The following is a 19,997-nucleotide window of genomic DNA, read 5'->3' as shown; positions in this document are numbered from 1 at the left end:
GAAAGAACAGATACATATCCTGCTCCTCCCAATTGGCTTGCTGCCGCTTCGGCGGTCCGATCATAGACAGCCTGACACCGATGAATCGGCCCATTATCCAACTGGACTTGCAACAGTATAGTGGAGATTTTTTCAGGCGGCCATTGCGGCAGTGAAAAAATAAGATTCCTGTTGACTCGGTGTTCGGTAATGCAATACCGAATGTTTCCGTCGGCGGTTGTACCACCCCTCGATATACTCAAAGATCGCTAGCCGAGCCGCTGCTCGCGTTTCAAAGTGAGTATGGTAGACCAACCGCAACGGCGGACCGTTCGCTTTTGAGCGTCTTGAAAAAACTCTCGGCAACCGCGTTATCCCAACAATTTCCTTTCCGGCTCATACTTTGCTCAACCGGCAAATCCCTCAATTCATCTCTAAACTCAGTACAGGCATATTGAATACCCCGATCCGAATGAAAGAGAAGATGACTATCTATTGCTCTGTTTTTGAGTGCCATACGCCAGGCTGACACAGTTGTATCTACCGCTTTGAGCGTATCGCTCATGGCCCAACCAATCACTTTTCGGTCGGCTAAATCTAAAATCGCGGTCAGATATAGCCACCCTTGGCCAGTGGCAATATAGGTGATGTCAGACACCCATTTTTGTCCAGGTTTGTCAGCGGTAAACTCTCTGTTGAGCAAGTTTTTTGCTACCGGATACTCGTGATCTGATTCCGTAGTCTGTACTCGGTACTTTTTGTAAATGATACTACGAATACCAGCCTTCTTCATGAGCCTGGCCACACGATTACGGGATACCTTCACACCCTGCTCCCGGAGTTCATCGGCAATCCGGGGACTACCATAACGATATTCACTCTGTTTATGCACGCGTCGGATGTGGCTTACCAACTGATGCTGGTTTTGGTGCCGGACTCCGATGGGATGCTTGCGCCAATAATAATAGCCACTGCTACTCACCTTAAGCACTTTACACATCTTCTCAACGGGAAACTCGCTGGCATGCTCCTTTATAAATCGGAATATTTCCCGTCGGTCTTGGAGAAGATGCTGACCGCCTTCTTTAATATATCGCGCTCCATTTGAGCTTCTCGAAGTTCTCGCTGCAACCTACGAATCTGTTGCTGCTCGTCAGTCAGTGTTGAATTGAGGGGTAGGTTTTGATCAGTTTTTTTGTGGCGCTGTCTCCATTTGCTGATTCGTCCCGGATCAACGCCCAATTCGCGGGCGGCCTCTTGAATTGATCCCTTAGCGTAAGACAATTCGACAGCCATCTCTGGGAATGCTTCGTCGAACACACATGGTCCGCCATTGCGGTCGTTTTACCATGGTTGAATTGAAGTTTATACCCCAAATACGTCCCAAAAAAGTCTCCAGTCAAATGTAGCAACTCCAATCACGCAGAATTAAAGTGAACTATATTTTTGGCCTGTAGTTCGGTGAAATCGATCCGATATTCTTGTCCAAAGGCTTTGATGATGGCGAAGATGGCCGCTTCGGCGGTCCGATTTTTTCAAGCGGCTCCACGATAGGTAGTCCACTTTCTTCAGCCAACGGTATTTCATAAAGCGCCACAGGATTTCAATCGGATTTAAATGGGGGCTGTAGGCTGGTAGAAAAAACAGGTAAACGTCCTTATCTTCCCATTCAGCTTGGCGTTCATAAACAGCCTGACAACGATGAATAGGGCCATTGTCCAACACGATCACAACAGGCTTGGTGTGAGATTGATTAACAAAATCAGTCAGTGATTGGACGACAAAGGCACCGGTTAACGATTTCTCACTGTGATACACCGTCAGGTGTTTGTCTAAGCGCATCAGGCCGAGTAGGTTAAGTCGTTTGGTGGTAGTGCGGGCGGGTAGCAATAGGGGGTTGCCCTTTTTCTGCCAGCCATAGGGAATATAAGGTTGCTGGGTGAAACCGGTCTCGTCGGCAAAATACAGGTCGATGAGACCACAGACCCACAGACTGAGCAAGATTTTCCAGCGTTGCAGTCCATCCGCATAGGCTACTGAATCTTGGTTTGCTTTGGTACTTCGGCGTAAGCGGTGGTAGGCATAGTCGTTTTTTTTAAGAACCGTTTGACTGTATCGCGGCTAACTAGCTGGTTTAAGGTATGCTGTAAGTGAGCCTGTATCCGACCAGTATGCTGATAATGCATAGCTACTGCCTGAGCTAAGGTCTGTTGATGAAGAGCGTTGGTGATCGACAGAATGGGTTTACGCCCTTGTCCTTTATGGCGTCTGAGCCCCACCAGGCCATCTTGCTCAAAGGCCGTCAGCCAGTTACTGACACTCTGGGGACAGACTTCCAAGGCATCAGCAATGGTTTTGACGGCCCAACCTTGGTGGTTCCAAAGTAGGGCTTGAGCAGATCGACGAAACTCATGTTTGGGATGATTCTTGAGCGCTTCATGTAGGGTGAGTTGTTCAGAATCAGTTAGTTGGATATGGCGTTTGCGTCCCATAACGCTAAGCTAATAAACTTAATCTAAATTTGCGTGATCACTTAGCTCAAGTGCGGAAGGTAATTGAAACTTGGTTGAAGGCTTACAATATAGAGAGGACTCACCAGGCGCTTGGTTTTATGACACCAGTTGAGTTCAAACAAGCGGGATTGGCTCTACTCAAAATCTGAACACCTAGTAGGGGATAGCACAATTGAGTAAACGTATCAATCAGAGTAGTTGTAAGAGACTGTCTGAAAATAGTTAATTGAGCCTTCTGAGCATCATGGGCAACATGGCAATATACAAAGCTGACTCGCTGTTGCGGGTTAGCTTTTCGTCGTCTTTGGACAACCGACGGTGAAAGCTTAACCAGCCAAAACTCCGCTCCACTACCCATCGACGAGGCAATAACACAAACCGGTTTTTATCATCACTTCGCTTGACCACCTGCCAAATCCAGCCCCTCAGATTGGCTACCCAATCGTATAAATGAGCACCCGCTGCGCATCACATACAGAATCGCATTAATGACCTCCCGCAAATCAAGTGGAGTACGACCGGGCCCGTCGACTTGCTTTTTGGGGACTGGTAATAAGGGTTTTAGCTGTTTCCATTGTTGAGTAGAGAGTTCGGCAGGCAATTTTTTGGTGACTTTCTGCTTAGTTTTGTGGGAAGGCATCTGAGAAGGACGTTTTGCGGTTTGGTCACTACAAAATTCCCTTTTATCGGATGCCTTTTTCTATGTTATCATGGTTTTCAGACAGTTTCTTAGATTTATTCTTCCGCTTCGGGTTTACAGCAACACGCGAAGCTAAACAACGGCCTAAATCTTGGGGGATGGTATCCGATTACAAATGAGCGAGCCAGCTAACTCCTGACTATCCAGTTCCCCACTGGCAGAATCAGTATACTCATTTTTGCGTCAGCTCAGGAGTCCTCTTCGTTTCAGTGGGCGTTACTTCCTCCGCTTACAATGGCAGCTTTCTATATCGATCGATTCAGGAATTATTCAATATAGTTACGCTGTTTATTAGCTATTGTGTTACTTTTGTTTGATTGCTTGTCTAAGACGTGTTAATTCAAATAGATAAATAAAAAGAGAATTTCACTCGATTACCAGGAATTAATCAAGTACCTTTAATAATAATCTCGTCTATTTTCTATAAGTGCGTTGAAACTACCGTACTAGAATTAAGAGGTATGTCTTCATTTCGTTTATTGGCGTATTTGTATTATTAAAAATCGCATTAAACTAAATATTTATAGAGCAAATACCTGTTAATACAACAAACGATTACCTGTTAGAAGTATCAACATTTTTATGGAAAAGAATAATTTTGATCTTATTCGATTTGTGTTTGCCTTTACAGTTTTATTGAGACACTTGATTGAATTAACCGAAGAAAATAGAATAACTTGTTTACAAAATTATTTTGACTCATATACTAGCGTAACAGGTTTTTTTATAATAAGCGGATATCTTATAACCAAAAGCTACAAAAGAACAAATAGCCTACCTAGTTATTTACAAAAAAGGTTCCGACGGATACTTCCAGCTTATATATTGTTCGTTTTTTTGGCTAGTATTTTTTTGTCATTACTAAGCAATTTGTCGCTAAGTAGCTATTTCACAAACAGGCAACTTTATTTTTATTTTCTTTCAAATTTATTTTTTCTAAATTTTTTACAACCCACGTTACCTGGCGTTTTTGTCAGCAACCCCCAACCCGCTGTAAATGGTGCTTTGTGGACGATTAAAGTAGAGTTATTATTTTACTTATCATTGCCAGTCCTATTATATTATATAGATAGGTGTAAGTCATATAATAGAATTATTATATTGGCATTTCTGTATTGGCTGTCACTTATATATAAATATTATTTATCAAATTCGGGTAATGATTTTTTACTTTTCCTGAGCAGGCAAACTCCTGGATTTTATTGTTATTTCGTGTGTGGCATCTCATTTTATTATTATAGAAATTTTTATCTGAAAAAAATACGAACATATCTATTGATACTATCTATTAGTATTTTTTCAATGGAGTATTTCATGAATATAGAAGTACTTAGACCTATTTGTTTCACAGTCATACTAATCTATGTAGCCTATAATTTTCCAGTCTTCAATAATTTCGGTAAATATGGTGATTTTTCATATGGTATTTATATATATCATTTCCCGATAATACAGGTTTTCATCCATTATAATATGCTTAAGGAAAATAAATTATATCCAGGGATGGCACTACTGATATTTACTGTATTGATTGTCGCTATTTTATCTTGGAACTTCATTGAGAAGCCTTGGTTGAAACGGAAAACCAACTAGCTTGATTTTAAATCATAGTTAGTTTAACTCTATAATCAGGATTGTTTTTTGTTTACGACAGGTCTGTTATGTTTGTAGCTTCTTATTCTCATAGTTGGCTATAAACAAAGCAATTCGCCAACCTAGCATCGATAAACTCGACGGCAATCCGACTGTTCCTCAGATACGAAATCTATGTATACCCTCGCCCCGTCCAGCCACCCGACCCCCTACTCCGGATTTCTATTACAATCATATTGAAATCCCCTTTGCAGATAGTATTCCCCGCAGCTAAGTTGCTGATACCTGTATCCTCTAGACTACCTACTGGCGTAGCTGGATGACCGGACCGCAGTTGTAGGTATGAGTGATCTGCTTACAAGGCTTCAAACGCAGGGTCGTGTCCGAAATGATATACAATTTATTATGGAAAAATAACTGCAAATCAGTATGTGTAATTCATCTTTCATACTTAAAATAACGGAAGGCAGCTGAAGTCGACCAAAACAAAAAAGCCAGACCGATTTAACCGGTCTGGCAAAGGTAGGTCGGTAGTGAGTGATTAGTTATTGATGGCAACTGCCTCAATGGTACGTTGGGGATTTTTGGTAGCAATTGTGACGGTCTGGCGTGTTGTGTCAACCCCGTTGGTAATTTCCAGCTGATAGGCACCATCAGGCAATTCGCTCAGATTCAGTCGAGTGCGATACACGCTTTCGTTTTTGTTCATCCGTTGGCTATACAGCACTTTCCCTTCGGCATTCTTCAGCAGAATGTCGACGTAGCCACCTTTTTCTTTATCCAGTGCAATCGACAGTTTACCACTTGTAGTGGTATAGATGCCGGTTTTAAACGTAGCAACTTTCTCGGCACGACGACCTGGATTGGTGTCGGCAAACGTATTGGCAACTGTAACAAAACCCAGTGTCAGGGCAAGAGCGAGCGATTTAATGAGCGTTTTCATAATAGTATATTGTTGTTTGGTTCGTGTTCTAAGCAGGTCGGGTTTGTCCCGATTGGTGAAACAAAGATATAGGTGGTGGCCGGTACTATGTAATACAAACTACTAGAACGGTAAATAATAATGATGAGCGGTCAGGAGGGTAGGTGCTACGTAAACGATTCTTTTGGGGGTAAAGACAAACCCCTAAAAAGCCCTTATAACTAATCATCATGAATCTCCTTCCCATTCGCCAAACCTTAGCCGAAAACAGTCAATTTCTGAATGAACCTGACTTGGAAGTCGGTTTACCTATGACCATCGAGTTTTTTGACAGGATAGGATATACGCCACCCTGGATTGGCTATGTAGTCAATCTCAACGATACGTTGGTAGGTAGCGCGGCATTTAAGGGCAAGCCAAAAGACGGACGTATCGAAATAGCGTATGGCGTATTTCCTCGGCATCAGCAGAAAGGCATCGGTACCAAGATTTGTGGGCAATTGGTCAGGCTGGCGTTGCAGACCGATCCTTCGGTGATCGTTACCGCCCGAACCTTACCTGAGCCGAATTATTCTACACGCATACTGGAGAAAAATGATTTCGTCCTTCTCGGCACTGTTTGGGATGAAGAAGATGGCGATGTCTGGGAATGGGAATATCGTGGACGTGTAGCGAATGGCTCCCGAAAATAGTCACTACGTAGCGGTGAGTTGGTCCTGCGTGTAAAAGTTTCGATAGTAATGTGTGAAGTTCAGTGTAGAAAACGACTTAACCCTGTAGAAACGTATTGGCCTTATTTGAGCCATATACCTCGTACTCCGGCCCTTCCATAACAGATTGGGGATGCATAATGACGCAAACCTGATTCTGATACTGCGTACTGCCTCGTTGCTGAGGAGGCTGTGGAATGCAAACAACATAGTTCACCACCCGGTCAACTACGTACCGGTCCTCAATGTCTTGTTCGCCAGGACGTTTAAATCGGATCACATCGCCATGCTCATAACGGGGCATGAATGAGAAACGCTGGCGAAAGATTTCAATATGCTGCGTCTGAGTATTTACTTCAACAGCATAGAGTACAAATACAAAAGGAATTGTAAGACGGTTTTCTCCGTAAATCGTAATGTCCATAGGTTAATTAGTATCACAGGCAACCAACCTACAAAGAAAAAATACGCCTGTCAAATAATTAGTGTAAACGGTATGTTGGTAACTTAAGGTTGAATAATTAAGTTATTATAACTATATAAACTTTACGATTATTAATACTTGTTAAGTATAAATACTCATTAATTTCATAATTTTTATATTTATTTATTACTCGGTAGACGCTATAAAAGGATTGATTGAACGGGAGATTTTCTAGTATAGTGGTGCTCTCGGTATTGTACACTTTATTAATTCATAGCTGAAATTGGTTGCCTTCTTTTGTTTAAACCAATTTCTTTGTGTTGCTTTTCAGGTGCTAACTTTTCTGATCTATGAATTATTTCCTCAAGTCATTAATGCTGGTTGCATGGGGAATGTTTATGGCTAATAGCTGTAAACCCAAAGAAGATCCTTTGCCGGCGCCCACCACAGAAGGTCTCAATACATTTGGCTGTCGAATCAATGGTAAGGTTTGGATTGCCAATGGGATTCGTAACGATCAGGGGCCAGCAGCTAAGGCCATCGAAGTTGAATTCAAGCGATTGAGCGCCAGTACTTTCTATTTAATGATTCATACCAATGCCAGCACCAAAGACCGGGTTCAGTTATCGCTCCCCAAAGGGGTAATTGGTACTAATAGATTGAAAAATCTATATGATGACCCCTTCGCCGTTTACTATGATAACCAATTCAGGCTTTTTACCTCAATGGAGTCAAATCCGGGTAAAGTAGTGATTTCGCGTCTGGATACCATCAATCATATCGTTTCAGGGACGTTTGAATTTGATGGACAATTCATAGTCAATAAAGAGATCGTGCGAGTCACCGAGGGGCGGTTCGACATAGATATGGACAATCTGTAATCAGTACTTGCTCGAAATTATCAACATACAAAAAAGCCATTTCTCAAGTTGGAAATGGCTTTCACGTTTTCTTAACCTAAACTAAGTCCTTTGTATGAAGTAGGATATATGCTGTAATTTCTTGAGCTACATATCATACATCATACTTCATACATATTATATCTAGTTCTGTCCGCCAGCCCGGCTTTGTTCAGCAGACGTGGCCGAATTGCGCTGGCGTGCAGCTTTTACATTCTGATTACCAAATCGATACGTGAACGTTAACATGATCCGACGGCTCTCCCACCGCGACATGACACGGAAGTCAATGTCCTGCACTACTGCCCGACCGTTAAACTTATTCAGCCAGAAGGGATCGCTCACGTTGAGTTTCAGGTTCCCTTTTCCATCCATCAACTTCTTCTGAACACCCACGTTGAACGCGCCCATTGGCTGTGCCCGGTAGAACCCATATTGCGATGCTGAGTTAAACCAGCCCGATACCTCCGCTGATACGGTTTTGCTAAAGGTGAAGTTCTGAGACGTATACAGATTGTAGGCGACTAGTTTCACTTCGTATGGCGTTCCCGAATAGAACGTCTGATAGTTTTGGTAGTAGCCATTAATGTTATTCTGCATCCGCCACCATTTCGTCACCGTTACTGGGAAGCTCAGATTCAGGCCGATATTGTCCAGATGTCCCTGGTTTTCAGCGATCACGTACGTAGTGTTTTTCTCTGGGATCTGGCGAGGTGTCTCCCGGTTGATGAAATCGGTGGTTCGGCTGAAGTTAATCGACGTAGTAAACGCGCTTTTGAATACGTGCGTCAACTCTACCGAATTCGTGTACTGAGGACGTAGGAACGGGTTACCCTGCTGATACGTATAGGGGTCGAGGTAAAACACGAACGGATTCAGGTTCTGGTAATCGGGGCGGTCGATACGTCGGCTGTACGACAGGTTCAGTACGTTGTTGGTATCCAGTTGCCGTGATAGAAACAGTGTCGGGAAGACGTTCAGGTAGTTCCGGTCAACGGTTTGGTTGAGCGTAACCGACGTACCAATCGAGTGGGTATGTTCAGCCCGCAGCCCCATCTGAATTTTGGTTTTCTTACCCAATTTGCCGGCGTAGTTAATATAGGCGGCATTGATGTTTTCGTCGTATTTGAACTGGTTCGAGCGGCTGGCGTCGGGAAGCCACTGACGAGTTTCCTGCTGCAACGTATCGTACAGCGTGTTATTATCGGCGTTCACAAAACTGCTTTTCAGACCGGCTTCGAATTTGGCACCGTTTTTCAGCGGATGAATGTAATCCGTTTTGAAAGCCAGGATGTTAATCGCCGATGGCATTCGGTTCACTACGTCCTGATTCGGGCGCGTTGATACGTTCTCGGCATTAACGTAACTGGTACTCAGCGTGTTGTTGTTACGTCCGCCATAATGAACGTAGTCAGCATCGACTGTCCACTCACGCCCTTTTCCGAACTCATATTTGTAGTTGAGGTTGGTCGTTACGTTGTTGAACAGATTCTGGATACCGGTTTGGGTCGTTGCCTTACTGGTCAACTGGCGATTTTCATTGCTGATGAGCGTATTATTTACACCTGTCTGACTCCATTCATTCACAAAACCATTAACCAATACGCCAATTGTACTTTTCTGATTGATAAAATAATCGGCACCTGCCCGGTACGAATGACCCACAAACTGGTTGGGCCGGAACGATGCCTGGTCGAAATAATTTGTGGCTCCGTTGTATTTTATGACTCGGTTAAGTTCGTTTTGCTGCGCGCTCTGACGGTTCGTATAGCTATAGTTGCCAAACAGATTGACTTTACCTTCACGGTGGTTCAGGTTTATCGATGAATTGAATTTCGGCAGGTCGTCGCGGATGCCACTCGGCGATTTTACCCAGCCGTAGCCAGCGCCTACAATGATGTTTCCGTTGGTACCGAAATTCTTATTCTTCTTCATCTTGATATTGATAATCCCCGAATTACCGGCTGCATCGTATTTAGAGCCAGGATTGGTAATAATCTCAATCGAAGCAATGTTATCGCTGGGCGTGTTTTTCAGCAGATTCGACACTTCCTGCTGAGACAGATATGTCTGCTTGCCGTCGATGTACACAATAACACCTGATTTACCTTTCAGAATAATCTGGTCGTTCTGACGGTCGATGGTTACGCCGGGAGCTTTTTCCAGAACTTCCAGCGCTGTGTTACCACTCGCAACAATGCTGTTTTCGACATTGACAACGGTCCGGTCAACCTGCTGCTCGATGAACGGCTTCTGAGCGATCACCTTTACTTCATTCAGTGTTTTCGATTCTTCGGTTAGCGATAACGGGCTTAATTCGAAGGCTGGATGCGCTTCATCAATAGTGAACGGTGGGCTATACGTTTTGCGATAACTTACCTGCTGGCCGGCCACCAGATACTGACCAGCGCCCACGTTTTCGAAACTATATTTTCCGTCAATATCACTAATCGCTCCTTTTACCAGTGTAGAATCTTTAGCTTTCAGCAGCATTAGTGTGGCAAATTCGAGTGGCTTCCCAGCTACCGTTCCTACGTTACCGTGTACGGTTCCTCGTGTCAGAACCTGCCCAAAGGCAGTTGTCAGCGACAATAACAGGAGTAGGAGTAAGGATGGTACAAGCGTTTTCATGATTTCTTGACTGTTCAGAAGGTTGCTTATGTTGTTTTCAAGTACATGGCAAAGGTAGGTAGTATGTATCGCAAAGTACCTGTTCTTACACAAGCGGTCTGAACGTATGGATGAGTGGCTATTTGTTGTGAGAAATACTGGGAAGAGTACGTCTAAAAGACACAGGTAAAAGCGAAATGTTGCATTCTGAGCCGGGATTTTAACAGAATTGGAAAGATTGAACAGGATTTTAAGAAGAGTAGCTTATTAACTAATCTTGTTTAATCTTCCCAATCTTGTTGAAATCCCGGTTCAGACTATAGTTTAATCCCCACCGCCCAGACACTAGCATCAGGACCCATACCCGACCGGAAGGGGCTGTCAGGCTCGTAGCGGAAGAAAAGTTTAGAGTGACCGCGGAAGCCGACTTCGGCAAGGTAACCCCAGCGTGTTGGATTCAGGTTGTAGCGATCGTGCGTACGGCTGGCGCTGCCGCCTTCGGGTTTCACTTTAGTGTAACTATCCAGTCGCATTCCATAATAGGCCCCCGCACTGATGGAAAATCGCGACCGGAACGTAATGTTTATCATCACCGGAAGGTTGAGTTGTGCCGTAACCAGTTTTGAGCGACTCAGATTAACTGAAGCGGCTTCAATGACGAGTTGGTCATTTTGTTTACGTAACGTATTGTTTCCTTCGAACATAAAATTGTTCCAGGCTACTTCAGGGCCGGTAATCAGACGAAGCTTCGTAGAGCCATTGACCAGCAGCGGAATCCGCTGTTGCCAGGCTAATGCAAAAAAGCGTGAACCCAGTGGACTAAATTCATAACCTGCCGGTAACGTACCGCCGAAATTGTTGAAACCCAGATAGATTCCGAAGTCCGACCTAACACGGTGGTAATTTAGTTCGTGTTTAATAACGTGCGTCGACGTATTATTGGTCGAGTCGTTGGTAGTGGTAATCGTAACCGTGGTTTGTGCGAACGTAACGGTTGATGCAGCAAGTAAAGCTGAGGTCAGTATGGAGTTGAACGTGTTCATGGTTGTAGTCAAAATAAGGGTTTAGGAAACTCATTTTTCAGTTGTTGTTACTGTCTCCTTTCGTTATTTGACTAGTAGATGTAAGACGTCAGTACGTTGGTTGCATGGGGTGAAAAAAAATGAGAAAAATTTTGCTAGTTGAATGTCAAATCCTTGAAAAACAAGATAATAAGGCGCATTTTTTTGTCATGCTGACGAAGGAAGCATCTTAAGTCATCCAAACGAGTTAGTTAGGAAACGTTAAGATGCTTCCTTCGTCAGCATGACAAAAACGATATAAAAGATACTATAAAAAACGGCCAGCCCATGTAAGTGAGCTGGCCGTTTTTGCATTGATACAAACGTTTTAAGGCTGACTTTTCGTCGTTGTATCTTTCTGCTCTTTCTGAAGCGGAATCGCGTCGGGGATTGGAACTGGCTGGAAGAACGTAGAATCAATCATTTCGCCCGTATCCGTCGAATCTGATTCTTCCGTGCTTTCTTCCTCATCGTCGTAGCCACAATCCAGATAATTCTTCGTTATGCCGACTCCCTTGGGAAACGGTTGCTGGAGCGATTTGAATTTCGGATCAGTGTATACCTTCTCCAGAAAACGTCCGACTAATGGCAGGGCTGTTTTGGCCCCTTCGCCCAAATCAGTCGACCGGAAATGGATACTTCGGTCGTCACCACCGACCCAGGCGCCGACCACCAGTTGATTGGATACCGCTACAAACCAGCCATCGGAGTTGTTGGACGTAGTACCGGTTTTGGCACCTATCTCATTGCGGTTTCTGAACAGATTATAAGACCAAAGATTTTGCGAGGTTCCCCCTGATTCCTGTAGACCACCTTGTAACATATACCGCATCAAAAACGCCGTTTCCGGGCTGATGGCGCGTTTATGGGGACTTGTAAATGTTTCAATAACATTCCCGTCTCGATCTTCGATACGTTGTACGATTAGAGGATCGGTCGTTTCGCCGTCGTTGGCAAATGTGCAATAGGCGCCAACCAGTTCATACAACGATACGTCGGATGACCCTAATCCAATGGAAGGTACCGCCTGAAGCCGACTTTTTATTCCCATGCGACGGGCGTATTGCACCACACGTTCGGGCGTTACCTGATCGGTTAACTGGGCCGTTATCGAATTGACCGATCGTGCCATAGCCCGACGTAGCGTCATGTTCGAATAACTGAAATAGCCCACCGAATTCCGAGGTTCCCAGACTTTATCTTCACCGTTTTCGCGGTATTCTTTTCGGAATGGTTTATCCTGAATCCGGTCGCAGGGGGCCATGTTGATGAGCGTATCGTCGATGGCGGTCGTATACACAAACGGCTTGAACGTAGAGCCCGGCTGACGTTTTCCCTGTTTTACGTGGTCGTATTTAAAATAATCGTAGTCCAGACCACCAACCCAGGCGCGTATGTAGCCCGTATGCGGGTCCATCGCTACCATACCTGCCTGTAGAAAATGCTTGTAATAAGCGATGGAGTCGTAAGGCGTCATGAACGTTGAATCGTAACCCTTTTTATTGTTCCAGCTAAATACCCGCATTTTATACTTCTTATTCTTCATGTAATACATGATCGAATCCGGGTAGAGGGGCATAAACCGACGGCTTAATGTTTTGTACCGTTCAGTACGCCGGGCAACTGAGTCGATAAAACCGGGCAGTTCGTTCCCATCTTCATCAGTCCAGGGGTTACGACCACGCCAGTGATTATCAAACGTGCGCTGCAACTGCTTCATTTTCTCGCCCGTAGCTTCTTCAGCGTACGTCTGCATTTTCGAGTCGATGGTCGTAATGATACGTAATCCATCGGTATTGAGGTCATATCCGTTTTCTTCACCCCATTTTGATACGTAGTCCTCAACCGCGTTTTTCAGGTAACTGGCTGGTCCTGAATACGGATTTTCGGGCGTATAGTCAGTTTCGAGCGGCAACGCGCTGATCGAATCAGCCTGGTTTTTGGTGAGGAAGTTGTATTTAGCCATCTGGCCAATCACTACGTTCCGGCGCACTTTGGAACGGTTCGGATTTCGAAGCGGATTGTAGCTTGTTGTCGCTTTCTGAAGTCCCACCAAAACTGCTCCTTCCTGTACGTTCAGGCTGTCGGGCACTTTATTGAAAAAGGTTCGTGCGGCTGTTTTGAGCCCAAAGGCATTGCTGCCAAAATCGACCGTATTGAAATAATACGTAATAATTTCGTTCTTCGAAAAATTACGTTCCAGTTTGAGGGCCATGAGCCACTCTTTCGATTTATAAATGATTTTTCGGACAAACGGAATCCGGGTCAGGATGCCCGTTTCTGATTTACGCCGGGTTTTAAACAGGTTTTTAGCTAACTGTTGTGTAATAGTCGAACCACCTCCATCACGACCAAAACTAATGATCGCACGACCGAGGGCGCGGGGATCGATGCCACCGTGCTCATAAAAACGGGCATCCTCAGTAGCAATGAGGGCGTTGATTAATGGCTTAGGGATATTTTCGAATTTAATTGGCGTGCGGTTTTCGGCGTAAAACTTGCCAATCAATACCTTATCCTGCGAATATATTTCCGACGCCTGGTTCAGCTTCGGATTCTTTAATTCTTCAACACTCGGCATAGTGCCGGTCAGGTACAGGAAGTTGTAGTTGAGCACAAAAACGTAAATACCCAACAGGAGTGACCCCCAGAGAAAGCCTTTGGTCAGAAACTTTAGATAAGGGTAGTACCAGGATTCGGGGTCGATGTATTGATGAACAAACGTCCAAAACCGCTCTTGATAACCTCTATAAGCGGCTGCCCATGAACTGACACGTTCTTCACCAGCAATTCGGGCCGTCTGTTTATATAGCTGGCGACCCACGCCACGTCTGACATCGCCCAGGCGTAATCCCCGTTCTTTAATACGTCGTCGGAAAGCGCCAAAAGCGTGCCGTACAGTGCGGAATCGCTTTCTGTATTGACTCATGCGTTTTTAAATGAAAAACCTTGTATTCTGCAAAAGGTCACCCGAAAGCTATCAACCGGCCCGGAGTGTGGACAAACAAGGTATAAATTAAGTACCAGTCGGAGCAGAATAAATCACTCAATCAGGCCCGACCGGGCACCAAATATAACGTATTTTCGGGCGATGTGATATAGAACAATTTTCCTGAAAAGGGGAAAAACAAGAAGAGGAGGCTGAAAAAGACTATTTCTAGTGCCTTTTCAGCCTCCTCTTCTTGTTTTAATACAATCTATTTCTTCTCAAACGTCATAGCAACGCCATTCATACAATAACGCAGGCCGGTCGGTTTAGGGCCATCGTTGAAAACGTGTCCCAGGTGGCCGTCGCAAACACTGCAAAGAACTTCGGTACGTATCATCCCGTACGATTTATCCGATTCTTCTTTTACTGCGTTTTTGGCAATCGGTGCGAAGAAACTTGGCCAACCCGTTCCCGAATTAAATTTGGTATCATACGAAAACAGCGGATTGTGGCAGGCTGCACAATAGAACGTACCATGCTCGTGAATGTCGTTCAATGGGCTGGTACCAGCTCGCTCCGTGCCGTGTTCACGTAACACAGCGTATTGGTCGGGCGTGAGGATTTTTTTCCATTCAGCATTTGACTTAACGACCCGGCGGGGTGGTTTATCATCAATCAGCGCTTTGGCAATTACCTGGTTAAACGGTTGCCCCGACCAGGCGTTGAGAAATGAAAAGCCTGGTAACAAACAGACTATTAAGACAATTAATGAAGCGTATTTCATGGTTATAAGGTTTATATAAATATACGTTTTCAGCGTACGTCTGGATTTGTGAAATCGCGGAAAATTCCAATTTTAAACCACAATCAAAATAGGGTATGTAGCAATACATGCCCACTTAATTAACACCAAAAAAGGGGAGCTCGTTCAGCTATTGACGGGTGTCATAGCGAGTAGCGTTGTGAGGGTAGGCGAGGGGCTACCTCCGCGTTTTTCGACAGTTACAGCAAAAGCGTCGGCCTGGGTTATAGAACGATTCAGGCGTTGTAGTAACTGATTACCATTTGTCGGATCAAAGACACCCGCATCCACCGGTTTGCCACCCACCAGCGACCAGAGCTGGTACTGTTTGTCGGGTGGTAATGTTGGCAAAGATTGTACCTGAATAGCCACCTCATGAGTCTGCCTATTCCAGAAAACCAGCATGTTACCATCAGGCGCTTTCTCGTTGCCACGTAGTGCTATTGTTCGAGTGCCAGGCTGACGTAGTAAAGCAAGCATCTGATCGTTTTGCGATTGCTCTTCGCGCAACTCCTGAATATCTCCCTGCAACTTGGTATTCGATTCACGCATCGAAGCCAGCGTTTTCTGGTTGGTACGTAGTTCGGATAGAAGGAATAGCGAAAATAGCAGCAAAAATAATCCTACCGACGCTGCTACGATCCAGGTGGCACGAAAACTCGAAATAAATGGACGATCAACCGGTAATGGGCGAACAACGGTTTCTTCCGATTGCTCGTTAAAATCCAATTCGTTCAGTAATTTGGTTTTAATGGACACTGGTGGTTCTACACTGTAAGCCAGCGCATATTGCTCGAAAGCCTCCGAGAGCTGATCGAGTTCTGCTTTTATTTCAGGATATATAGAGGATAGACACTGTACCTCACGTCGCTCCTGGTCGCTGACGGCGCCCATTACGTAAGATTCTAAGATGCCTGATTCTATGTACTCTGTTACGTTCATGACTTGAATAATTGCTTTAACTCCTGCAAGGCAGCCCTAACCCTTGTCTTCACTGTACCGAGCGGAAGCTTTAATTCATCGGCAGCCTCCTCGTGCGTATATCCGCCGAAATACACCAGATCGATTAATTGCTTCCGGTCGGGTCTGAGTTGATCCACAACTTCCCGAATTCCAATATGTTCAGGATTAGGTTGCTCCGTGTTATGCTGACGATCAACAATATGTACGTTCTCGTCGTCAGTTCGGATTGCTCCGGAGGGTTGGGTTTTGCGGGCACGTAGCGAATCGATCGCTGTATTGCGAGCTATATTGAGCAACCAGGTAAATAAACGGCCTTTGCTGGCATCGTAGGCGTCGAGGCTTTTCCAGATTTTAACGAAAATATCCTGTAAAAGGTCCTGCGCCTGTTCTTCTTCACGTACAATACGGAGCACCACACCATAGAGTGCGGGCGAGTATTGGTCGTAAAGCCATTGAAAAGCCTGCTTGTCGCGCCGGGCGAGTTTTTCAATCAGGACATCTTCTGAGACTAAGGAAGACTGACGTTTCACACAGAGGGTATTAAGTGAGTCAAATATAGAGAGAATTTTAAAAACGTATACTGATAAAGCGTTAGAGTACGTATTTGACTGGGCCGAATACTAAAGCGTTCCAGAGATTTGGAGCAGATATATTCATGATCTGTCACGCAATCCTTGAAACGCTTTGGCAATCCGAAGTGAGTCAGCCTATGGTTTAGGCGGTGTCGATGAGCTATTCTTTTTTGTCGAATCGGTTGTGTTGCTCATCGTACGTTGCGTATTCGGATTACTACCCGCACCGGTTGGGGCATTCGTTACGTTGTTACTGTTGTAATTCGTTGTATTACTGTTGTTAATGGACGTACCATCACTGGCCGAACTTTGCTTATACTCAGCATCCTGCACCGACGTATTCGTGTTTGTACGGTTCTGACGGGCGTTTTGCTTCATCATCCGGCGATTTTCGCGCATGGCCTTTTTCTGGCTACGTGATACTTTTTCTGACATCGAATCCGGAGCAACCGCCCCCTGCGGATACGTCGTCGACGTAGCGACTCCAGTTGGCGTACTAGGTGTCGATTGGGCCCAACTGCTGGTAATACCCAGCGCGACGCCAACGACAAAAAGACCCAAAGTTTCCTTGATTTTCATAACGTTCTGTATTAGAATATGACAATGATTGTGTACGTTTTAACCTGTTTCTAAGTAAAAAGTTTTTGAACAGTAACATAATTGTTTGCCGCTTGCCGGTAGATTTGCCTTCTGTCAACAAACCAATTACGCTTTATGCAGTCGATTCTTCCGCTTCCTACACAACCTGTGAAACCCGGAACCAGTACGGGCTTACATTTCTGGCATGATGAAACCCGGAAAAACCTGAACGTACTCGATTCGTACTCGCCCGCTGATGGACAGCTAATTGCCCGTGTTCACGTATCAACTCGTTCAGATTACGACAAGGTTGTGGAAACGGCGCAGGCCGCTTTTGCTGAATGGCGACTGGTACCTGCGCCACGTCGGGGCGAAATTGTGCGGCAAATGGGCGAACAATTCCGGCGGTATAAGCGCGAACTTGGTACGTTGGTGAGTTATGAAATGGGCAAATCGCTTCAGGAAGGGCTGGGAGAAGTTCAGGAAATCATCGACATCTGCGATTTTGGCGTCGGTCAGTCGCGGCAGCTGTATGGGTTGACCATGCAGTCCGAACGCCCGGCGCATCGAATGCTGGAGCAATGGCATCCGCTTGGGGTCATCGGTATTATTTCGGCCTTTAACTTTCCGGTGGCGGTCTGGTCCTGGAACGCCATGATCGCCTGGGTTTGCGGCAACGTATGCGTCTGGAAACCTTCCGAAAAAACACCCCTGACGGCACTGGCCTGTCAGCAGATTATTGGCGACGTGCTACGTAACAACGACGTACCAGAAGGCGTTTCGTGCCTAATTACCGGCGGAGGTGAAGCGGGTGAATGGCTGGCGCGCGACCCACGTATTGCACTTGTATCGGCTACGGGAAGTACGCGCATGGGTAAATCCGTGGCCGAAACTGTAGCAGGACGACTGGGAAAAACCTTACTGGAATTGGGCGGCAATAATGCCATCATCGTTTCGGAACACGCCGATCTGGATCTGGCGATTCCGGCCATTGTGTTTGGGGCGGTGGGCACAGCCGGACAGCGCTGTACAACTACCCGGCGTATCATTGTGCAGGAAAGCATTTACGGCGATGTGAAAAACCGGCTCAAAAAGGCGTATGCGCAACTACGTATCGGCAGCCCGCTCGATGAGACGTATCACGTAGGGCCGTTGATTGACAGAGCAGCCGTAACCAGTTACCAGCAGACGGTTCAGGAAATACGCGAATTGGGTGGGCAATTTTTGATAGAACCGGGCATACTCGATGGATTAGGATTTGAGTCGGGTTGCTACGTTCGTCCGTGCATTGCCGAAGCCAAAAATGAGTGGCCAGTGGTGCAACGAGAAACCTTTGCCCCAATTCTTTATCTACTCAAATACAGTACGTTAGAAGACGCGATCAGGCAGCAAAACGCTGTTCCGCAGGGATTATCGTCGGCTATTTTTACGCTGAACATACGTGAAGCCGAACGATTTTTATCGACCATTGGCTCCGATTGTGGCATTGCCAACGTAAACATTGGTACGTCGGGAGCCGAAATCGGCGGGGCTTTTGGGGGCGAAAAAGAAACGGGTGGCGGTCGCGAATCAGGCTCCGATGCCTGGAAAGCTTATATGCGCCGGCAAACCAATACTATTAATTACGGCACCACCATGCCACTGGATCAGGGCATTACGTTCGAGTTGTGAGGTTTAAAGTAGTTGCCAACGGATTTTCCTTTATTGATTTAAACACAAACAAATAAGTATCGATACGTATCGTGAAGTCAGTCGCAGCTAAAATGGGTATCAAAGCAGAAGCGCGTGCTTTCTTCATGAATGCGCCTGAGGAAGCCCTAAAAGTCATTGAGTTACCAGTTCTTGATCGTCAATCAACCCTTGAGGGTACGTTCGATTACATTCATTTCTTTGTAACGTATCAGCAGGAAATGCACGAGCAGTTTGCTACGCTCAAAAATCATCTCAAGGCAACAGGTACACTTTGGGTATCCTGGCCGAAAGGCGGGAAGAATGGAACCGATCTGACTTTAACCAAAGTAATCGAAATCGGCTATGAATATGGCCTGGTTGAAAGCAAAACGCTGAGTATTAACGAAATGTGGTCGGCTATAAAGTTTACGCATCCTAAAGAAGGCAAAATCTATAAGAATAGTTACGGGAAACTGAAGCAATGAAAATCAAAACGTTACGTATACTGCTGGTGGCTATAGTTGGGTTAGCCGGTTGTCAGACGAAACAGACCAACGTACCAATAATCGGAACCTGGGAACTAGTGTCGGCAACGACAATAGAAGGAGATACTACGTTCTCTACATTCGACGCCAGCCACAAAATGATCAAAATCATTAACGAAACTCATTTCGCATTTCTTAACCATAAAATACGGCCGGAGAAAGATACTACGTCGGCCAATGAGTTTACGGGTGGTGGCGGTACGTATTCGCTGGTTGATAGCAACTACACCGAAAATCTGGACTACTTTGTTGATAAAGCCTGGGAGAATCACAGGTTTCAGTTTGTAGTCAGCTTTGACGGTGATACGTTAGTGCAGAAGGGCGTCGAAAAAGTTGAGAAGCTGGCTATCGACCGAATAATTATTGAAAAATATATACGGGTCAAAAAATAGATCAGGCTTATTTATTCCTGTCAACGAAAAGAATAGGTTATCGCTCATAGTACGTGTTTTGGGCCACTGTCAGGGTTTCTCTCCTGTCGATATTGGCGAGAAATAAGCTTTCGGAAAATTGTGGTATAATTTT

Annotated in this window: 22 protein-coding genes and 1 pseudogene; 7 read left to right on the top strand and 16 right to left on the bottom strand. The window is 45.2% G+C overall.

Annotated elements, in window-relative coordinates:
• Positions 1 to 132: 132 nt before the first annotated feature.
• The 5 genes and pseudogenes from IC229_RS36105 to IC229_RS14440 form a co-directional block, all read right to left on the bottom strand.
• Positions 133 to 294, bottom strand: coding sequence for an IS3 family transposase (locus IC229_RS36105; protein WP_394355940.1), 162 nt, complete (start codon positions 292 to 294; stop codon positions 133 to 135).
• Positions 272 to 1,015: an IS3 family transposase gene (locus tag IC229_RS36100; protein ID WP_394355944.1), complete on the bottom strand. Its 744-nt coding sequence runs from the start codon at positions 1,013 to 1,015 to the stop codon at positions 272 to 274. Before IC229_RS36100 ends, IC229_RS36105 begins: the two co-directional genes overlap by 23 nt.
• On the bottom strand, positions 1,012 to 1,299 hold the full coding sequence (locus IC229_RS36095) for a transposase (protein ID WP_394355939.1): 288 nt from the start codon (positions 1,297 to 1,299) through the stop codon (positions 1,012 to 1,014). The genes IC229_RS36100 and IC229_RS36095 overlap by 4 nt, the downstream gene beginning before the upstream one ends.
• A gap of 108 nt (positions 1,300 to 1,407) precedes the next feature.
• Positions 1,408 to 2,037 (bottom strand): annotated as a pseudogene (locus tag IC229_RS14445) (IS630 family transposase); the annotation flags it as partial.
• Positions 2,013 to 2,471 (bottom strand): helix-turn-helix domain-containing protein, encoded by a 459-nt coding sequence (locus IC229_RS14440; RefSeq protein ID WP_190887696.1) that lies wholly within the window; start codon positions 2,469 to 2,471, stop codon positions 2,013 to 2,015. The gene IC229_RS14440 and the pseudogene IC229_RS14445, both read right to left, overlap by 25 nt.
• A gap of 29 nt (positions 2,472 to 2,500) precedes the next feature.
• On the opposite strand from IC229_RS14440, the gene IC229_RS36090 reads away from it, so the two are divergent.
• Positions 2,501 to 2,641 carry an integrase core domain-containing protein gene (locus IC229_RS36090; protein WP_190887695.1) on the top strand — a complete coding sequence of 47 codons (141 nt, stop codon included), beginning with the start codon at positions 2,501 to 2,503 and terminating at the stop codon, positions 2,639 to 2,641.
• Between the two features lie 73 nt (positions 2,642 to 2,714).
• On the opposite strand, the gene IC229_RS14430 is transcribed toward IC229_RS36090, so the two are convergent.
• Complete coding sequence (locus tag IC229_RS14430; protein ID WP_394355943.1) at positions 2,715 to 2,867, bottom strand: transposase; 153 nt, start codon at positions 2,865 to 2,867, stop codon at positions 2,715 to 2,717.
• A 16-nt stretch (positions 2,868 to 2,883) separates the two neighbouring features.
• Positions 2,884 to 3,132 carry a transposase gene (locus IC229_RS14425; protein WP_190887693.1) on the bottom strand — a complete coding sequence of 83 codons (249 nt, stop codon included), beginning with the start codon at positions 3,130 to 3,132 and terminating at the stop codon, positions 2,884 to 2,886.
• A gap of 642 nt (positions 3,133 to 3,774) precedes the next feature.
• Here IC229_RS14425 and IC229_RS36085 point away from each other — a divergent pair.
• Entirely contained in the window at positions 3,775 to 4,785 is a 1,011-nt protein-coding gene (locus IC229_RS36085; RefSeq protein ID WP_190887692.1) for an acyltransferase family protein, read from the top strand.
• 541 nt (positions 4,786 to 5,326) lie between these two features.
• Here the strand turns inward: IC229_RS36085 and IC229_RS14415 are convergent.
• The gene (locus tag IC229_RS14415; RefSeq protein ID WP_190887691.1) at positions 5,327 to 5,728 is read right to left on the bottom strand and encodes a T9SS type A sorting domain-containing protein; all 402 of its coding nucleotides are present in this window, start codon (positions 5,726 to 5,728) and stop codon (positions 5,327 to 5,329) included.
• A gap of 209 nt (positions 5,729 to 5,937) precedes the next feature.
• Between IC229_RS14415 and IC229_RS14410 the strand changes: the two genes are divergently transcribed.
• Positions 5,938 to 6,399 (top strand): GNAT family N-acetyltransferase, encoded by a 462-nt coding sequence (locus IC229_RS14410; RefSeq protein WP_190887690.1) that lies wholly within the window; start codon positions 5,938 to 5,940, stop codon positions 6,397 to 6,399.
• Positions 6,400 to 6,475: 76 nt separating this feature from the next.
• On the opposite strand, the gene IC229_RS14405 is transcribed toward IC229_RS14410, so the two are convergent.
• Positions 6,476 to 6,841, bottom strand: coding sequence for a hypothetical protein (locus IC229_RS14405; protein WP_190887689.1), 366 nt, complete (start codon positions 6,839 to 6,841; stop codon positions 6,476 to 6,478).
• A 350-nt stretch (positions 6,842 to 7,191) separates the two neighbouring features.
• Here IC229_RS14405 and IC229_RS14400 point away from each other — a divergent pair, with 350 nt between their 5' ends.
• Positions 7,192 to 7,722 carry a DUF6252 family protein gene (locus IC229_RS14400; protein ID WP_190887688.1) on the top strand — a complete coding sequence of 177 codons (531 nt, stop codon included), beginning with the start codon at positions 7,192 to 7,194 and terminating at the stop codon, positions 7,720 to 7,722.
• Positions 7,723 to 7,884: 162 nt separating this feature from the next.
• On the opposite strand, the gene IC229_RS14395 is transcribed toward IC229_RS14400, so the two are convergent.
• From IC229_RS14395 to IC229_RS14365, 7 genes are all read right to left on the bottom strand, one after another.
• Entirely contained in the window at positions 7,885 to 10,371 is a 2,487-nt protein-coding gene (locus IC229_RS14395; RefSeq protein WP_190887687.1) for a TonB-dependent receptor, read from the bottom strand.
• 296 nt (positions 10,372 to 10,667) lie between these two features.
• Positions 10,668 to 11,393 carry an outer membrane beta-barrel protein gene (locus IC229_RS14390; protein WP_190887686.1) on the bottom strand — a complete coding sequence of 242 codons (726 nt, stop codon included), beginning with the start codon at positions 11,391 to 11,393 and terminating at the stop codon, positions 10,668 to 10,670.
• Positions 11,394 to 11,739: 346 nt separating this feature from the next.
• Positions 11,740 to 14,340, bottom strand: a complete 2,601-nt coding sequence (locus IC229_RS14385; protein WP_190887685.1) for a penicillin-binding protein 1A — start codon at positions 14,338 to 14,340, stop codon at positions 11,740 to 11,742.
• 268 nt (positions 14,341 to 14,608) lie between these two features.
• On the bottom strand, positions 14,609 to 15,124 hold the full coding sequence (gene msrB, locus IC229_RS14380; protein ID WP_190887684.1) for a peptide-methionine (R)-S-oxide reductase MsrB: 516 nt from the start codon (positions 15,122 to 15,124) through the stop codon (positions 14,609 to 14,611).
• Between the two features lie 144 nt (positions 15,125 to 15,268).
• The gene (locus tag IC229_RS14375) at positions 15,269 to 16,084 is read right to left on the bottom strand and encodes an anti-sigma factor (protein WP_190887683.1); all 816 of its coding nucleotides are present in this window, start codon (positions 16,082 to 16,084) and stop codon (positions 15,269 to 15,271) included.
• Positions 16,081 to 16,635, bottom strand: coding sequence for an RNA polymerase sigma factor (locus IC229_RS14370; RefSeq protein WP_190887682.1), 555 nt, complete (start codon positions 16,633 to 16,635; stop codon positions 16,081 to 16,083). The genes IC229_RS14375 and IC229_RS14370 overlap by 4 nt, the downstream gene beginning before the upstream one ends.
• A 177-nt stretch (positions 16,636 to 16,812) precedes the next feature.
• Positions 16,813 to 17,256, bottom strand: coding sequence for a hypothetical protein (locus tag IC229_RS14365; RefSeq protein ID WP_190887681.1), 444 nt, complete (start codon positions 17,254 to 17,256; stop codon positions 16,813 to 16,815).
• A 135-nt stretch (positions 17,257 to 17,391) separates the two neighbouring features.
• Here IC229_RS14365 and amaB point away from each other — a divergent pair, with 135 nt between their 5' ends.
• The 3 genes from amaB to IC229_RS14350 all read left to right on the top strand — a co-directional run bounded on the left by amaB (position 17,392) and on the right by IC229_RS14350 (position 19,864).
• The gene (gene amaB / locus IC229_RS14360; RefSeq protein ID WP_190887680.1) at positions 17,392 to 18,927 is read left to right on the top strand and encodes an L-piperidine-6-carboxylate dehydrogenase; all 1,536 of its coding nucleotides are present in this window, start codon (positions 17,392 to 17,394) and stop codon (positions 18,925 to 18,927) included.
• A gap of 71 nt (positions 18,928 to 18,998) precedes the next feature.
• Positions 18,999 to 19,412, top strand: coding sequence for a hypothetical protein (locus IC229_RS14355; RefSeq protein WP_317171574.1), 414 nt, complete (start codon positions 18,999 to 19,001; stop codon positions 19,410 to 19,412).
• On the top strand, positions 19,409 to 19,864 hold the full coding sequence (locus IC229_RS14350; RefSeq protein ID WP_190887679.1) for a hypothetical protein: 456 nt from the start codon (positions 19,409 to 19,411) through the stop codon (positions 19,862 to 19,864). The genes IC229_RS14355 and IC229_RS14350 overlap by 4 nt, the downstream gene beginning before the upstream one ends.
• Positions 19,865 to 19,997 lie beyond the last annotated feature (133 nt).

Source organism: Spirosoma profusum, assembly GCF_014699005.1.
Lineage (GTDB): Bacteria > Bacteroidota > Bacteroidia > Cytophagales > Spirosomataceae > Spirosoma > Spirosoma profusum.
This window is presented reverse-complemented; position numbering and strand designations above follow the sequence as displayed.

Coding starts and splice junctions, on each gene's coding strand:
- IC229_RS14440 (WP_190887696.1), bottom strand. CDS start 2,471: ATGGGACGCAAACGCCATATCCAACTAACTGATTCTGAACAACTCACC.
- IC229_RS14425 (WP_190887693.1), bottom strand. CDS start 3,132: ATGCCTTCCCACAAAACTAAGCAGAAAGTCACCAAAAAATTGCCTGCC.
- IC229_RS36085 (WP_190887692.1), top strand. CDS start 3,775: ATGGAAAAGAATAATTTTGATCTTATTCGATTTGTGTTTGCCTTTACA.
- IC229_RS14415 (WP_190887691.1), bottom strand. CDS start 5,728: ATGAAAACGCTCATTAAATCGCTCGCTCTTGCCCTGACACTGGGTTTT.
- IC229_RS14410 (WP_190887690.1), top strand. CDS start 5,938: ATGAATCTCCTTCCCATTCGCCAAACCTTAGCCGAAAACAGTCAATTT.
- IC229_RS14405 (WP_190887689.1), bottom strand. CDS start 6,841: ATGGACATTACGATTTACGGAGAAAACCGTCTTACAATTCCTTTTGTA.
- IC229_RS14400 (WP_190887688.1), top strand. CDS start 7,192: ATGAATTATTTCCTCAAGTCATTAATGCTGGTTGCATGGGGAATGTTT.
- IC229_RS14395 (WP_190887687.1), bottom strand. CDS start 10,371: ATGAAAACGCTTGTACCATCCTTACTCCTACTCCTGTTATTGTCGCTG.
- IC229_RS14390 (WP_190887686.1), bottom strand. CDS start 11,393: ATGAACACGTTCAACTCCATACTGACCTCAGCTTTACTTGCTGCATCA.
- IC229_RS14385 (WP_190887685.1), bottom strand. CDS start 14,340: ATGAGTCAATACAGAAAGCGATTCCGCACTGTACGGCACGCTTTTGGC.
- msrB (WP_190887684.1), bottom strand. CDS start 15,124: ATGAAATACGCTTCATTAATTGTCTTAATAGTCTGTTTGTTACCAGGC.
- IC229_RS14375 (WP_190887683.1), bottom strand. CDS start 16,084: ATGAACGTAACAGAGTACATAGAATCAGGCATCTTAGAATCTTACGTA.
- IC229_RS14365 (WP_190887681.1), bottom strand. CDS start 17,256: ATGAAAATCAAGGAAACTTTGGGTCTTTTTGTCGTTGGCGTCGCGCTG.
- amaB (WP_190887680.1), top strand. CDS start 17,392: ATGCAGTCGATTCTTCCGCTTCCTACACAACCTGTGAAACCCGGAACC.
- IC229_RS14350 (WP_190887679.1), top strand. CDS start 19,409: ATGAAAATCAAAACGTTACGTATACTGCTGGTGGCTATAGTTGGGTTA.